Source organism: Neobacillus bataviensis LMG 21833, assembly GCF_000307875.1.
Taxonomy (GTDB): Bacteria; Bacillota; Bacilli; order Bacillales; family Cytobacillaceae; genus Neobacillus; species Neobacillus bataviensis.
In genome coordinates this window covers 1-15,689 of the sequence record NZ_AJLS01000089.1, presented here as the reverse complement: position 1 = coordinate 15,689, position 15,689 = coordinate 1, and the positions used below count along the sequence as shown (strand labels likewise).

Annotated in this window: 15 protein-coding genes, 1 tRNA gene, 1 other RNA gene and 1 other annotated feature; of the genes, 13 read left to right on the top strand and 4 right to left on the bottom strand. The window is 41.8% G+C overall.

Annotation, left to right across the window (positions count from 1 at the left end; translation table 11 throughout):
* Positions 1–474: 474 nt before the first annotated feature.
* A complete protein-coding gene (locus BABA_RS13005; RefSeq protein WP_007085649.1) occupies positions 475–1,416 on the bottom strand; it encodes a YaaC family protein in 942 nt (313 codons plus the stop codon).
* Positions 1,417–1,547: 131 nt separating this feature from the next.
* Here BABA_RS13005 and guaB point away from each other — a divergent pair, with 131 nt between their 5' ends.
* From guaB to BABA_RS12975, 6 genes are all read left to right on the top strand, one after another.
* Complete coding sequence (guaB, locus tag BABA_RS13000) at positions 1,548–3,017, top strand: IMP dehydrogenase (protein WP_007085648.1); 1,470 nt, start codon at positions 1,548–1,550, stop codon at positions 3,015–3,017.
* A gap of 196 nt (positions 3,018–3,213) precedes the next feature.
* Positions 3,214–4,518: a serine hydrolase gene (locus BABA_RS12995; RefSeq protein WP_162829841.1), complete on the top strand. Its 1,305-nt coding sequence runs from the start codon at positions 3,214–3,216 to the stop codon at positions 4,516–4,518.
* A 168-nt stretch (positions 4,519–4,686) separates the two neighbouring features.
* Entirely contained in the window at positions 4,687–5,568 is an 882-nt protein-coding gene (gene pdxS / locus BABA_RS12990) for a pyridoxal 5'-phosphate synthase lyase subunit PdxS (RefSeq protein ID WP_007085646.1), read from the top strand.
* A 3-nt stretch (positions 5,569–5,571) separates the two neighbouring features.
* The gene (gene pdxT / locus BABA_RS12985) at positions 5,572–6,162 is read left to right on the top strand and encodes a pyridoxal 5'-phosphate synthase glutaminase subunit PdxT (protein WP_007085645.1); all 591 of its coding nucleotides are present in this window, start codon (positions 5,572–5,574) and stop codon (positions 6,160–6,162) included.
* A gap of 53 nt (positions 6,163–6,215) precedes the next feature.
* Positions 6,216–6,442: a binding site (T-box leader), on the top strand.
* Between the two features lie 43 nt (positions 6,443–6,485).
* Positions 6,486–7,766: a serine--tRNA ligase gene (gene serS, locus BABA_RS12980; protein WP_007085644.1), complete on the top strand. Its 1,281-nt coding sequence runs from the start codon at positions 6,486–6,488 to the stop codon at positions 7,764–7,766.
* 96 nt (positions 7,767–7,862) lie between these two features.
* Positions 7,863–7,955 (top strand) — tRNA-Ser (locus BABA_RS12975).
* Between the two features lie 221 nt (positions 7,956–8,176).
* On the opposite strand, the gene BABA_RS12970 is transcribed toward BABA_RS12975, so the two are convergent.
* From BABA_RS12970 to BABA_RS12960, 3 genes are all read right to left on the bottom strand, one after another.
* Positions 8,177–8,878, bottom strand: coding sequence for a deoxynucleoside kinase (locus BABA_RS12970; RefSeq protein ID WP_211214184.1), 702 nt, complete (start codon positions 8,876–8,878; stop codon positions 8,177–8,179).
* On the bottom strand, positions 8,869–9,537 hold the full coding sequence (locus BABA_RS12965; RefSeq protein WP_007085642.1) for a deoxynucleoside kinase: 669 nt from the start codon (positions 9,535–9,537) through the stop codon (positions 8,869–8,871). The genes BABA_RS12970 and BABA_RS12965 overlap by 10 nt, the downstream gene beginning before the upstream one ends.
* A gap of 219 nt (positions 9,538–9,756) precedes the next feature.
* Complete coding sequence (locus BABA_RS12960; RefSeq protein ID WP_007085641.1) at positions 9,757–11,043, bottom strand: LysM peptidoglycan-binding domain-containing protein; 1,287 nt, start codon at positions 11,041–11,043, stop codon at positions 9,757–9,759.
* 124 nt (positions 11,044–11,167) lie between these two features.
* Between BABA_RS12960 and tadA the strand changes: the two genes are divergently transcribed.
* The 7 genes from tadA to BABA_RS12930 all read left to right on the top strand — a co-directional run bounded on the left by tadA (position 11,168) and on the right by BABA_RS12930 (position 15,476).
* Positions 11,168–11,686, top strand: a complete 519-nt coding sequence (tadA, locus tag BABA_RS12955; protein ID WP_007085640.1) for a tRNA adenosine(34) deaminase TadA — start codon at positions 11,168–11,170, stop codon at positions 11,684–11,686.
* 92 nt (positions 11,687–11,778) lie between these two features.
* Positions 11,779–12,043, top strand: an RNA gene (ffs, locus tag BABA_RS26570) — signal recognition particle sRNA large type.
* 124 nt (positions 12,044–12,167) lie between these two features.
* Complete coding sequence (gene dnaX, locus BABA_RS12950) at positions 12,168–13,856, top strand: DNA polymerase III subunit gamma/tau (protein WP_007085639.1); 1,689 nt, start codon at positions 12,168–12,170, stop codon at positions 13,854–13,856.
* 25 nt (positions 13,857–13,881) lie between these two features.
* Positions 13,882–14,202 (top strand): YbaB/EbfC family nucleoid-associated protein, encoded by a 321-nt coding sequence (locus tag BABA_RS12945; protein WP_211214183.1) that lies wholly within the window; start codon positions 13,882–13,884, stop codon positions 14,200–14,202.
* Positions 14,203–14,288: 86 nt separating this feature from the next.
* The gene (gene recR / locus BABA_RS12940) at positions 14,289–14,885 is read left to right on the top strand and encodes a recombination mediator RecR (RefSeq protein WP_007085637.1); all 597 of its coding nucleotides are present in this window, start codon (positions 14,289–14,291) and stop codon (positions 14,883–14,885) included.
* A 20-nt stretch (positions 14,886–14,905) separates the two neighbouring features.
* Positions 14,906–15,124, top strand: a complete 219-nt coding sequence (locus BABA_RS12935) for a YaaL family protein (protein ID WP_007085636.1) — start codon at positions 14,906–14,908, stop codon at positions 15,122–15,124.
* Between the two features lie 88 nt (positions 15,125–15,212).
* Positions 15,213–15,476, top strand: a complete 264-nt coding sequence (locus tag BABA_RS12930; protein WP_007085635.1) for a pro-sigmaK processing inhibitor BofA family protein — start codon at positions 15,213–15,215, stop codon at positions 15,474–15,476.
* The last annotated feature ends 213 nt before the right edge of the window (positions 15,477–15,689 follow it).

Here is a 15,689-nt window from a genome sequence, read left to right as displayed (position 1 = left end):
CGCCCCTGTGAGAGTAGGACGTTGCCAGGCACATGAAAAGGACAATCCTTAGGGGTTGTCCTTTTTGCGTTAGGTTCTGTTACTAATAATTGTTGATTTTCGTGGGGGTATGAGAATTCATAGGCGGAGAATTTCCGGCTAATGTATATAGAGGAGGCTTAAGAAGCAGATCTAGGCGGAGATATTCCGATTAACTGCTCAATAAAAGACAAAATCCAAAAATTTGGATAATATAAACGGAAAAACTTCCTTTATTTTTAAGGAAATATGGGTATTTCCCAATTTAAACGAAATTTTTCCGTTTATTTTTCAAACACAGTGAAATCAACATTCAGTTATAACAGAGCCTTGCGTTAAAAATTGAAGTGGATAGTAAATGGCCAAAACTTGAGAGTAAACCAGCAAAACCAGATAGTAAGTCAAAAGATAGGGCAGCCAAACGGGTATATTGGATACCAAATCGCGACCCTATCCTTATTTCATCAAATATTGATAGATCAAAAATGGCCCCTTTTCTAATGTAATGTCCATAAATGAGGCAATAAACGGATAATCCTGATTCGGCATCATTTTTGTACATTCACTCCACCACTCTGTCTCATATCTTGCAATCATACTTAAGTTATAAAGCAGTAAATAATGAATCAACAGTTCAGGAAAAGTAAAAAGGTGATTTTTATTAAGTGGTATAGTGTAAAAACCATCCTCTAAATGGAATTTTAATGGTGAAACGTCTAAGGGATTTTTATCACCCATCATTAACTCAAGCCCTTCACCGGAAAACTCAACTCCTTTAGCCAATTTCGCACCCAAAAATTCCTTCAATCGATCCTCTGTCATATGATAATGATCTAACACAGTTTCTGGAATCAAGAAACGATCACCCTGTTGCAATAACCTTCCAAATGTCCGTTTTCCCTCAAGTATAAAGAATAATTCATCCAGTTCCGGTATAAGCTGTAATAATTCCTCCATTATGACTTTTTCCCCTTCCAGTTGTTTCATGTGAAACAACTTTTCTGACATGAAGGGGAAGAGTCCATTTTTTTGAAATTTAACTTCATCCTGAAAGAAAAGATAATTTTGCTTTTTCCTCTTTCTGGTAGAAACTCCATGGGCTAAAACCGCTGTTGTTTCGGGATATGTGGGGTCAATGGTTAAAATACATGCTTTAATTAAATGGACAAGACCATAAAAAAGTAAAATAGGTTTTAAAATAAGCGGCGATTTTCCCGCCTGTTCATAATATATTTGTCCATGTTCGAGATAATAGAGAAAGGCATAACAGTTTTCATACCCCTTTTGTTCGGGATTTTCAAAATTAAGCTTTTGATAACTGCTTTTTAAATACCGCTGGCAGTATTCGGCTGAAAAAAAGCAACTAAAGCTTTTCCAGCCCTTAAATCCAATATCCAATGTAAATCACCTTTTTCAGAAGAATCAAACTAATAGTTATTCCTTGACAGTATTTTGTCCAATTGATAACCTACAAATAATATTTTTTGATGGAAACGCAATTTAAGTTTTATATATGGGAGGCCGTTAAAATGTGGGAAAGTAAATTTTCAAAGGAAGGTTTAACATTTGATGATGTGTTATTAATTCCTGGTAAATCCGATGTACTGCCAAGAGATGTTAACCTGCAAGTAGAATTATCACCAAGTGTAAAGCTTAATATTCCAATCATTAGTGCCGGCATGGACACGGTAACAGAATCAGAAATGGCGATTTCCATTGCCCGCCAAGGTGGTTTAGGGGTCATCCATAAAAATATGACCATTGAACAGCAGGCAGAGCAGGTGGAGAAGGTGAAGAGATCTGAGAGCGGAGTAATTACCGACCCCTTTTTCCTAACACCGGAACACCAAGTATTTGATGCGGAGCATTTAATGGGAAAATACCGGATCTCTGGGGTGCCAATCGTCAATAATATGGAGGAACAGAGGCTTGTAGGAATTATCACCAATCGCGACCTTCGCTTCATTCAGGATCAAGATTATTCCTTTAAAATTTCCGATGTCATGACGAAGGAAGATCTTGTAACGGCTCCCGTCGGAACAACTTTAAAAGAGGCTGAGAAAATCCTGCAGAAGTATAAAATCGAAAAGCTCCCACTAGTAAATGAACAGGGGGTTTTGAAAGGGTTAATCACGATAAAAGATATTGAAAAAGTGATTGAATTTCCAAACTCAGCAAAAGACAAGCAAGGCCGCCTGTTAGCGGGTGCGGCAGTTGGGGTAACTAGTGATACGATGAAAAGGGCTGAGGCTCTAGTTGCCGCGAACGTTGATGTCCTGGTCGTTGATACTGCCCATGGACATTCTAAAGGTGTCCTTGATACAGTAAAAGAACTTAAAACTGCTTTTCCACAAGTAACCATTATTGCTGGTAACGTAGCAACTGCTGAAGCGACTAAGGCTCTGTATGAGGCAGGTGCCGATGTTGTTAAGGTGGGTATTGGGCCTGGCTCTATTTGTACAACAAGGGTTGTTGCCGGTGTTGGTGTGCCGCAAATTACGGCAGTCTATGATTGTGCCACAGAAGCAATGAAGCATGGTAAGACGATCATTGCTGACGGCGGGATTAAATACTCTGGGGATATTGTTAAGGCGCTGGCAGCAGGCGGACATGCGGTCATGTTAGGGAGCCTGTTAGCTGGAGTATCTGAGAGCCCCGGAGAGACGGAAATTTTCCAAGGACGCCGCTTTAAGGTATATCGCGGGATGGGTTCAGTAGCTGCGATGGAGAAGGGCTCAAAGGATCGATATTTCCAAGAGGATAATAAAAAGTTTGTCCCTGAAGGAATTGAAGGCCGTATACCATATAAAGGGCCTTTAGCGGAAACTATTTATCAATTAATTGGTGGCTTACGATCCGGAATGGGCTATTGCGGATCAAAGGATCTTGAGGCATTAAGAAATGAGGCACAATTTATTAAGATGACAGGTGCCGGACTTAGAGAAAGTCATCCGCACGATGTTCAAATCACAAAAGAAGCACCAAATTATTCAATGTAAACATATTCAAAACGGAGAAGCTATGCTTCTCTGTTTTTTTATGTCCTAAGTCCTAAATGTTAGGTGGATCTATGCTCTGCCTATGATTTGCCAGGCAGTTGTGTTAAAATAACCAAGGTGTAATAAAACGTTGGAGGGCTATAAAGTGAATAAACATTTTTATCAGAAATGCATTGCTAGTGCGCTGGCACTCATCATGTTTTTCAGCCTATTTGCCGGTGCGAATCCAGCTAAGGCGGAAGCGGCATTAAATATAAATGCGGATGGGGCTATATTGGTTGACGGAGAAACAGGTAAGGTTTTATATGAAAAAAATGCAGACAGTGTACTAGGAATTGCTAGTATGACAAAAATGATGACAGAGTACATTTTACTAGATGCTGTCAAAAAAGGTAAAGTGAAGTGGGATCAAGAATATACGCCTAGTGATCTCGTATATAAAATTTCTCAAAACCGCGACCTTTCAAATGTTCCATTGAGAGCAGATGGTAAATATAATGTCCGTGAATTATATGATGCAATGGCGATTTACTCTGCAAATGCAGCGACGATTGCAATTGCTGAGATCATTGGCGGGTCAGAAACTAACTTTGTGAAAATGATGAATGAAAAAGCAGGCAAGTTAGGTTTAAAAGATTTTAAATTTGTTAATTCCTCTGGTTTAAATAACCGTGATTATAAAGGTGAGCAGCCGCAAGGAACAGGTGCCGAGGATGAAAATGTTATGTCAGCCCGTGCCGTTGCGAAACTGGCATTTCACCTAATCAATGATTTTCCCGATGTACTAAAAACAGCAAGCACACCGAAAAAAACATTCCGTGAAGGTACGGAAGATAGAATTGAAATGATCAACTGGAACTGGATGCTGCCGGAATTAGATTACGGCTACCAAGGCATGGACGGTCTTAAAACAGGAACAACTGATTTTGCCGGCTATTGCTTTACCGGTACAGCAGGTCGTGATGGAAAAAGGTTTATTACCGTTGTCCAAAATGCCAAAGATTCTAGCGGCAAAGGCGGTTATAAGGCCCGCTTTGATGAAACAAGGAAAATGATGGACTATGCCTTCAGCAATTATTCAAAAGAAAAGATTGTCCCTAAGCATTATCAAGTAAAGGGGCAAAAAACAATTCCAGTTATTAAAGGGAAAGAAAATGAAGTAAAGATTTATACGAAATCAGCGATAAACATGATCGTTCATAACGGCGATGAGAAAAATTATCAACCAGTATTGGTATTGGATAAAAAGAAAATAAATAAAGATGGTAAATTAACGGCACCAATTAAAAAAGGTGAAAAAGTCGGCTATGTAACTGTTAAGCCGAAAAACGGCGAAAAGGTTAGCTTCTTAACAGGGGAAGATCAAATTCAAGTAGATGTCATTGCAGCACAAGATGTGGAGAAAGCAAACTGGTTTGTGCTTATGATGCGTGGAGTCGGCAATTTCTTCGGGGATGTATGGCATGGGATTGCTTCTACTGTTAAAGGTTGGTTTAAATAAGTTGTGTTAAATATTCCTATTGTATTTGAAAGGATTCTTGTCTTGACAGGAATCCTTTTTTGTTGCTTTAATGATTTTATGGAAAAATTATTCCGATAAAGTGAATGGGAATTTTTCTAGCTATACAAAAAATTATCTTAATATTAAAACAAAGGGGGATTTTAACAAATGAAAACAGGTACAGATCTCGTAAAACGCGGTATGGCAGAAATGCAAAAGGGCGGCGTCATCATGGATGTTGTCAATGCGGAGCAGGCAAAGATAGCGGAAGAAGCAGGTGCAGTTGCGGTAATGGCATTAGAGCGCGTTCCTTCAGATATTCGCGCTGCAGGCGGCGTGGCTAGAATGGCTGACCCAAGAATTATTGAAGAGGTACTTAAAGCTGTTTCAATCCCTGTCATGGCTAAAGCTCGAATTGGCCATATTGTTGAGGCACGTGTACTTGAAGCAATGGGTGTTGACTATATTGACGAAAGTGAAGTATTAACACCTGCTGATGAAGAGTATCATTTATATAAAAGTGACTTTACAGTTCCATTTGTTTGTGGCTGCCGTGACTTAGGTGAGGCTGCCCGCCGAATTGGTGAAGGAGCCTCCATGCTTCGTACAAAAGGTGAACCGGGAACTGGTAACATTGTGGAAGCTGTACGTCATATCCGTAAGGTAAATGCACAAGTCCGTAAAGTGGTTGGAATGAACGAGGACGAGCTTATGACAGAAGCAAAGCTTTTAGGTGCACCATTTGAATTACTGCTTGAAATCAAGCGCCTTGGCCGTCTTCCTGTTGTGAACTTTGCGGCCGGTGGTGTAGCAACGCCTGCTGATGCAGCTCTCATGATGCAATTAGGGTCGGATGGTGTATTTGTTGGGTCTGGAATTTTCAAATCAGAAAATCCCGCAAAGTTTGCTAGAGCGATTGTAGAGGCAACAACACATTTCCAAGACTATAAATTAATCGCTGAACTTTCAAAGGATCTTGGCACACCGATGAAAGGGATTGAAATTTCATCATTAGCACCTGAAGCACGCATGCAAGAAAGAGGCTGGTAATCTATGATTAAAGTCGGCGTTCTCGCTTTGCAAGGTGCTGTCCGCGAGCACATGAACTCACTGGAGGCATGTGGCGTATGCGCTGTTGCTGTTAAGCAAAAAGAGCAATTACAAGAATTAGACGGCCTTATCCTTCCGGGCGGCGAGAGCACCGCAATGCGGCGCTTAATCGACAAGTATGATTTTATGGATGCCCTTAAAGGGTTTGCCCGAGAAGGTAAACCGATGTTTGGTACCTGTGCAGGCCTTATTCTTCTAGCAAAGGATCTTGTTGGTTATAGTGAGCCGCATATCGGTGTGATGGACATTAAAGTGGAACGGAACTCATTTGGGCGCCAAGTTGACAGCTTCGAGGCCGACCTCACGATTAAGGATGTCGCTGTCAGTTTCCCTGCAGTATTTATCAGGGCGCCGCACATTGTGGAGGCAGGAGAAAATGTGGAAATTTTATCTAAGCATAATGGCCGCATCGTCGCCGCACGAGAAGGGCAATTTCTCGGCTGCTCCTTCCATCCAGAGCTAACTGACAATCATCGCCTTACCGCCTACTTTGTAGAGATGGTAAAGGAAGCAAAAACTAAACAATTTGTTTAGGATGGTTGCATTTAGCATATAATTATAGTAAATTAAAAAGCAAATCAATAGTGCAAAAAGCAATGAGAGGAACTAGTAACAAGAACTTCACTCAGAAAGAGAGCCGGTGGCTGGTGTGAACCGGTGTGTGATGCTTGTGAATCCCTCCTCGAGCAAGGTATGGAACGTCTCTATTTAGAGGTCAGTAAGTACTTTCGGTAGAAACCGTTACATTTTTTCGAGGTGGACAGTCTTGACTGTCAACCAGGGTGGTATCGCGTGATTAACTCTCGTCCCTGTTTTAGGGGCGGGAGTTTTATTTTTTTTAAAGGAGTGTCTAAACAATGTTGGATATTAAAGTATTACGAGCTAATTTTGCCGAAGTAAAAGCAAAGCTTGCACATCGCGGCGAGGATTTAACCGATTTAGGACGGTTTGAGGAGCTTGATCTGAAACGTCGTGAATTAATTGTTGAGTCTGAAAAGCTAAAGAGCAGGAAAAATGAGGTTTCCCAGCGGGTAGCCGCGTTAAAACGCGAGAAGCAGGATGCGGAGCAGTTAATAACAGAAATGCGTGAAGTGGGCGATCAAATTAAAACGCTTGATGATGAGCTGCGCGGTGTCGAAGAGGTCTTAGATAGTTTATTGCTCAGCATTCCAAACATCCCGCATGAAAGTGTTCCAATGGGAGAAACTGAAGATGATAATGTCGAGATTAGAAAATGGGGTCAAGTACGTGAATTTGAATATGAAGCAAAGCCGCACTGGGATCTTGCAGATCAGTTAGAGATTCTTGATTTTGAACGAGCCGGTAAGGTGACCGGAAGCCGCTTTGTTTTTTATAAGGGGTTAGGGGCTCGTTTAGAGCGGGCGTTAATAAGCTTCATGCTTGACCTCCATGTGGATGAACATGGCTATACAGAAATCCTGCCGCCCTATATGGTCAACCGTACGAGCATGACGGGAACAGGCCAATTGCCAAAGTTTGAAGAGGACGCCTTTTTAATCGGCAGCGAAGATTACTTCCTCATTCCTACGGCTGAAGTGCCTGTAACCAACTACCACCGTGATGAAATTCTAAGTGGTGAGGAGCTGCCAATTAAATTTGCTGCCTACAGCGCATGCTTCCGCTCTGAGGCAGGCTCTGCCGGGCGTGATACAAGAGGGTTGATCCGCCAGCACCAATTCAATAAAGTGGAGCTTGTAAAGTTTGTTAAACCGGAAGACTCTTATCAAGAGCTTGAAAAGCTAACGAATGATGCTGAGCGGGTATTACAATTGCTAGAACTGCCATACCGCGTCCTTTCCATGTGCACCGGTGACCTTGGCTTTACGGCTGCGAAAAAATATGATATTGAGGTATGGATCCCGAGCTATGAAACATACCGCGAGATTTCTTCTTGCAGTAATTTCGAAGCATTCCAAGCTCGCCGCGCTAATATTCGTTTTCGCCGTGATCCAAAGGCGAAGCCGGAGCATGTTCATACGTTAAACGGCTCTGGCCTCGCGATTGGCCGTACGGTCGCAGCCATTTTAGAAAACTATCAGCAGGCTGACGGCAGTGTCGTCATTCCTACAGTGTTACGTCCATATATGGGCGGCCGTGAGATCATCAAGCCGCAATAATAATAAATTTCCGGATAAGTAAAAACTTGTCCGGAAATTAACATAAATATGTTTGACATAGGATAAAATATATGATAAAGTATCTCTTGTCGATACGGAGGAATACCCAAGTCTGGCTGAAGGGATCGGTCTTGAAAACCGACAGGCGGGTCAAACCGCGCGGGGGTTCGAATCCCTCTTCCTCCTCCATTAATATTTACAATCGCGCATAAAAACTGGAGATAAAGTCCGTTACATTCTAATGTAGCGGATTTTTTTTTATCTTCTTTTGTCTAGCTACAGCGCCTAGGGGCTCGGGGTCATAAGCCAATCCGTCAAGAAGGTTAAAGAGCAACCTTCTCGCCGGCTCGTCTTATGCCTGTCGCCCCTGACCAAGGCGCTTCCGCTTTTCTAATAAAAAAACACCTATTTTAGAAAATAGGTGTCTTCGTTATACTTAGAATCTCGTTTAACTTCTCTTCGACATCACGACAAACCCGTAAAGCATCGTCATTGCTCTTAACAACGTCCGTGGTATCCATATCAATGACAAGCACTTCGCTTGCATCATATTGATTCATAACCCACTCATCGTAACCCTTCCACACCTCGAAGTAGTATTCCTTCAGTTCAGGGTTGATTTCAAAGCTGCGGCCGCGAGCCATGATGCGGTCGATGACCGTATCAAATGAACCTTTCAAGTAAACCATTAAATCCGGAGCCTTTTTTGGAAGTTCATTTAACTCTTCGAGCATATTATCAACAAGCTCTTCATAAATTTTGAATTCCAGTTCCGAAATTCTGCCTAAATTTTTATTTACACAGGCAAAATACCAATCTTCATAAATGGAACGGTCTTGGATTGTGTAAATCGGTTCGCACCAATTGCTACAATCTTTTACAGTCTTAAAGCGTTTATTTAAGAAAAATAATTGCAACAGAAACGGAATTCTCCGTGCATCTAATTCCTCGGGTGTCAGTTCATAATAAAGCGGAAGAATCGGATTATCATCGACTGCTTCGTAAAACACCTTACTTTCAATCCCTTTATTTTTAAAGTGTGCACTTAATGTGTCGGCAACACTTGTTTTTCCAAGTCCAATCATCCCACCAATAACGATACTCACGAACATCCCCCTGTTTCTATTATGTTGTTAGACCAACGGTTCTCTTTTAACGATGTGGTTAACTTTTGAAAAATATACTGTAAATCGTGTTCGCTTTTTACAAAATCCAACTCATCGCCGCTAAAGCGTAGAACGGGGATTTCTGGGTGTTCCTTTTCAAAAGATGCCATGGTATTTTCATAATCCATTGAAAGCTGCTCAAGATATAAAGGGCTAATATTCTTCTCGACTTCACGCGCACGAATTTTGATCCGCTCCAGAAGTGTATCTAAGCTGGCATTCAAATAAATAATGACATTTGGTCTTGGCATATCTTCGGTAAGAATTTGATATATTTTGTAATACTTGTGGTATTCGTCAGGATTTAAGGACCGCTCTGCAAAAATCAAATTTTTAAAAATATGATAGTCCGCCACGACTGACTTGTTTTGGCTTAAGTAATGGGTATTGATATCCCCTAATTGTTTGAAGCGATTGCAGAGGAAAAACATTTCTGTCTGGAAACTCCATTCCTCAATATTTTCATAAAATTTCCCTAAGAATGGATTCTCATCAACAATCTCTTTTAATAAAGCAAACTGAAACTGTTCAGAAATAGCCTTGGCGAGCGATGTTTTGCCGACACCAATTGGCCCTTCAACGGTAATAAAGGGTGTATCCCCCATTATAAGTCCTCCTTCGTAAGCTCCCTGCACTTTCTTTCTATAATTAATCAGTTTGAACTGTTTTTTTTAGTCTATTTCTATCATGTTCATTCATTGACACAAAGAATATTTTATCACAATCTGTCGGAGGAAGGGATATGGAAATTGTAGAAGATGTTGTATTAATGTCAAAAAAATAAAAGAACTGCCGGTATACGGCAGTTCTTGTCGAAAAAATATTTAAGAACTTCTTTTTGTAACATTGAAATTGTCTACGATAAGTAGCCAATTCTGCGGGAAGGCTAAGCCAAGCTTCCAATAGCTCATTCCTCTAATATTCAGCTCTTTTATTAAATCAAACTTTGCCTGGATGGAGCGGGCATCCTCGAACCATACCTCGTGCTGCTTACCTGCATCCGTATATTTGAAAAATGGCGCCTGTGCTTTTGTGTCGTATTGAATCGGGACGTGATGCTGGGCTGCAAGCTGAATGGCCTGCTGCGGGCTTACCGCTTTTGCCACTGATCCCTGAACGAATGGCAGAGTCCAATCATAGCCATAGAGATTCTGCCCCATCAGGATTTTATTGGACGGCATTTCGGTGATTGCATACTCCAACACCTTTCTTACCGGGCCAATAGGTGATACCGCCATCGCAGGGCCACCGCTATAGCCCCATTCATAGGTCATAATGACGACAAAGTCAGAGATTTCCCCATGTGCCTTATAATCATGTCCCTCATACCACTTCCCTTTTTGTGTGGCACTGGTTTTTGGGGCAAGGGCAGTGGACATCAGCCAGCCTTCACTTTTAAAGCGCTGCTTCGCCTTGCGTAAAAAGCGGTTGTAGGCCTCACGGTCGTCAGGACGTAAAAACTCAAAATCAAAATGGATGTCACGGAATCCATATTTTTTTGCTGTCGCGACAATATTATTGAGAAATTTATCTTGTATCGCGATATCATTTAAGAGGATGCGGCCAAGTTCGTCGCTAAATTGATCATTCTCCTGATTGTTAATGACCATCATTAAGACATTGCGGTTGGCTTTAGCGATTGTTGGGAAGTTATTTAATAACGGTTCCTTCAAGGTGCCATCGCGGCGTGCCTGAAAGCTAAACGGGGCTAAGTATGTTAAATATGGTGCCGCCTCGCGGGCACTATTTTCTAATATAGGGGCGACAGTGGTGCCGCGCGGTTCAACATACGCATTAAATTCTGCATTTCTTTTTTTCGCTTGAGGAATATAGAGACGAAGCCCAACATTGAGCGGCTGATTCACACTAATGCGATTGATTTTGGCAAGTTCTTGATAGGGGACACCAACCTTTCTACCGATGGAGGATAAAGTATCCCCCGATTGCACGAAATAAAAATGGCCGATAATTGGAATGACAATCGATTGACCAACGACAAGATTATTTGGATTCGGCAATTCATTAGCCTCCATAATATCTTGAACGGTTGTATGATAGGTTCTAGCAATTGTCGTTAACGTTTCATTGCTTTTTATCACATGGATTTGCATCCAGTATCCCTCCCCGTAAACATTTACGCTATTACTATTTTATGAGGGTGGGGACGGATAAATGATATAATGTTGTAAAATTGGAAGAAGGTCTTTAAGTAGAGATGGTAAAGGCGGTATTAATATGGAACTTAACCATACCCAAGACGAGTATTTTATGATGGAAGCAATAAAGGAGGCAAAAAAGGCTGAGGAACTAAATGAAGTTCCAATTGGAGCAGTCATCGTTCATAACGGAACCATCGTCGCGCGTGCTCATAATTTACGGGAAAGCGAGCAAAACGCACTTGCTCACGCTGAACTATTAGCCATTGATCATGCTTGCCGGAAAACAGGCTCCTGGCGGCTGGAAGACGCAACTCTGTATGTGACACTAGAGCCCTGTCCGATGTGCTCAGGGGCGATTATTTTATCTAGAGTGAAAAGGGTTGTTTACGGTGCCGGTGACCCAAAGGGCGGCTGCGTTGGCACGCTGATGAATCTAGTGCAGGATCCCCGCTTTAATCACCAAAGTGAAGTGACCAAAGGGGTATTAGAAGCGGAGTGCGGTCAACTGCTTTCTGACTTTTTCCGAAAAATAAGAGATAGAAAAAAGCTCGAGAAACAACTAAGAAGCAAGTCGCCTCTAATTGATTTACAGTAATTTACAACTGATTTGGATTGCATTTTTTTTAGAATGGTTGTATAGTAAAGGAGCGTCAAATACGGACGCACAAAACTTTGGTATCAACTTTGCCGTGCTAGGTGGGGAGGTAGCGGTGCCCTGTACCCGCAATCCGCTCTAGCGGGACTGAATCCCTTCCCGAGGCTGATCGTCTGTAGGGTCTGCCTTAAGTAAGTAGTGTTGACGCCCGGGTCCTGCGCAATGGGAATCCATGAACCATGTCAGGTCCGGAAGGAAGCAGCATTAAGTGGACGCTCCCATGTGCCGCAGGGTTGCCTGGGCCGAGCTAACTGCTTAAGTAACGCTTATGGGCGACAGTCGAAGGAAGGTGCACGGCAGTTATATTACATAAACTAACTCATCTCAGAATTGGGATGAGTTTTTTGTTATTCTTTTTGTAAAAAGGAAATTGAATACGTTATAATAGAGAAGATGAAAAATTTGAAGGGGGCGATTGTCTATGGCTTATCAAGCTTTATATCGTGTTTGGCGGCCTCAAACCTTTATTGATGTAGTAGGGCAAGAACATGTAACCAAGACATTACAAAACGCCCTGCTTCAGCAAAAAATCTCGCATGCCTATCTTTTTTCCGGCCCAAGAGGAACGGGAAAAACAAGTGCGGCGAAAATATTAGCTAAGGCGATTAACTGTGAGCGGTCACCTGTATCCGAGCCATGCAATGAATGTGCCGCATGCCTTGGTATCACAAACGGTACGATTCCGGATGTGTTAGAATTTGACGCTGCCTCCAACTCTCGTGTCGAAGAAATGAGAGATGTGCTCGACAAAGTCAAATTTGCTCCAACTTCCGTGAACTATAAGGTCTACATCATTGATGAAGTGCATATGCTATCGATTAGTGCTTTTAATGCCTTGCTAAAAACGTTAGAAGAACCGCCGAAGCATGTCATTTTTATTTTAGCCACAACAGAGCCTCACAAAATCCCATTAACGATTATCTCAAGGTGTCAGCGTTTTGATTTTAGACGCATTACGGCAGGGTCAATTGTCAATCGGATGAAACTAATTGTAGAAGAAACAGGTATCGATTGTGATGACCGTGCGCTGCAAATGATTGCCCGTGCAGCGGAGGGTGGGATGCGAGACGCTTTAAGCTTATTAGATCAGGCGATTTCCTACAGTCAAGACCGCGTCACGGTTGAGGATGCCCTAACGGTCACAGGTTCTGTATCTCAGGGGTTCCTAAATAAATTAGCGCTTGCCTTTCAAGAGGGTGACGTTGCGAGTGGTTTAGAAGCACTTGATGAGCTTTTGTTTCACGGAAAGGATCCAACACGATTCATTGAGGATTTAATTTTATTTTACCGAGATATGCTGCTATATAAAACAGCACCAAATCTTGAAGAATCGCTTGAAAGAGTGATGCTTGACGATGAGTTTCGCCAAATGGCGGAAATCACCCCAACTGGACAAATCTATCAGCTTATTGACCTGTTAAATAAGACACAACAAGAAATGCGCTGGACTAACCATCCAAGGGTTTTTCTTGAGGTGGCCATTGTTAAGCTTTGTCAAAGGGAAGGTAAGCAATTGGATCAGGCAGAATCACCACAGCTTAATCAATTACTATCAAGGATTGAACAGCTTGAGTCTGAATTGCAGCATTTAAAGGCAAATGGTGTTGCACCGGCAGTACAAGAAGCGGCACAGCAGCCGCAAAAGCCAGCACCAAGAACCTCGAAGAAGGCATTCCAGCCGGCGGTTGGAAAGATAAATGAAGTTTTAAAGCAGGCAACAAAGAGTGATTTGAATCTGATTAAAACAAATTGGGCAGAAATGAGGGCGGGGCTATTAAAGTCGCAAGCTGCCTTGTTAAATGATGCCGAACCGATTGCCGCTTCAGCGGATGCTTTTATTATTAAATTTAAACATGATATGATTTGCCAAATGGCAATGAATAGAAGTGACTTTCTTGAAGCCGTAATCGCCGCTATAAATAAATTAACCGGCAAACGATTTTTAGTCTTAGGAGTCCCTGAAGACCAATGGCTGCCAATTCGCGAAGAGTTCCTGAACAGTCAGCACGGCGAAGATGGAGAAAACAGTGGAACAACTAAGGAAGAAGAACCACATATTACGGAAGCAAAGAAATTATTTGGCGAAGAATTCGTCGAAATAGTCGACTAAAACTAATTTACTGGAGGGTAACAAAATGATGCGCGGTGGAAATGGAAATATGCAAAACATGATGAAGCAAATGCAAAAAATGCAAAAGAAAATGGCAGAGGCACAAGAAGAATTAGGTCAGCAGAAGATTGAAGGTACTGCTGGAGGCGGAATGGTAACGGTTGTCGTAACAGGACATAAAGAAGTGGTAGATGTGCAAATTAAACCTGAGGCCGTCGATCCAGATGATGTTGAAATGCTTCAAGATCTTGTTCTTGCTGCAACAAATGACGCGCTTAAAAAGGCGGAAGAATTAACAAACAATACAATGGGGCAGTTTACTAAAGGTATGAATCTGCCATTTTAAAAAAGTTGCAGGGGTGCTGAAAAAACTTGAGGTGTTACATCCTTTGGTGTCAGGCACCCTTGCTTTTCTTAAAGGGGAAAAATAGAATGCATTATCCTGAACCAATTTCGAAGCTGATTGACAGCTTTATGAAGCTTCCGGGGATCGGGCCAAAAACGGCCTCCCGTTTGGCCTTTTATGTATTAAGTATGAAAGAAGACACAGTGTTGGATTTCGCCAAAGCACTTGTGAATGCAAAACGAAATCTTACGTATTGTTCTGTCTGCGGTCATATTACTGACCAAGATCCTTGCTATATTTGTGAAGACCTTCGCCGTGATAAGAGTATCATTTGTGTCGTTCAAGATCCAAAAGATGTTATTGCGATGGAAAAAATGAAGGAATTCAATGGGTTGTACCATGTGCTGCATGGGGCTATTTCCCCAATGGATGGGATTGGGCCTGAGGATATTAATATCCCTGATTTGCTAAAACGCCTCCAGGATGAAACTGTCCAGGAAGTGATTCTTGCGACAAACCCTAATATTGAGGGGGAAGCCACAGCCATGTATATTTCCCGTTTGTTAAAGCCGTCGGGTATTAAGACAACAAGAATTGCCCATGGGCTGCCGGTTGGCGGCGACCTAGAATATGCGGATGAGGTAACTCTATCAAAGGCCATAGAAGGTAGAAGAGAAGTATAAGACTTTCGGAGGAATCAACCATGTTTTTTCGGCGTAAAGGACGGCTTCGAAAAGAGTATGATGAAAAGCTGTTAACACAGCTAAATGTATATAAGACACATTGGCAGCAAGAAAAGCTGCTGTTGGAAAAATGCTTCGACCCTTCTGATGAAGTCATTTGCCAAACAAAAATAGCAGAAGCCAAATACATTTTTCTGTTAAGAGAAGCAAAGCACCGCAATGTAACTTTATTTAGATGATGACCAAGCTTTTTCTTTTCCATAGTTCTATTCTTACAACTTGTACATATGTTGTAAGGAAGGTAACTATAGAAAGGGGATAGCTTTTTTGGAACCAATGATCGTTATATCTCTTTTAGGAGGACTTATTTTAATCTTGTTATTTTCAGGTGCTCCGTTTAAGCCAGCAAGATTTGTTGGCCATACAGCTATAAAATTTCTAATTGGGGCCCTCTTGTTATTTTTCTTAAATGTGGCCGGAAACCGGTACGGAATACATGTCCCTATTAATTTCGCCACTTCTGCTGTCTCCGGCTTTTTGGGTATTCCGGGTTTATTCGCATTAGTAGCGATCCAGCAATGGGTGATATAGCTTACACGAGCCGCTGATAAGCAGCGGTTTTTATATTTTTAAAAAAATAGTAAAAAGGGGTTGACCAATAGAATAAAATCCTGTAATATATGAAAAGTCGTCACTGAGGCGGCGAAAGAGAAATAAAAAAAGTTGTTGACTTTCAGTTGATAACTTGATATGATAATAAAGTCGCTTTTAGCGGTAGAGTCATTTGCTCTTTGAAAACTAAAC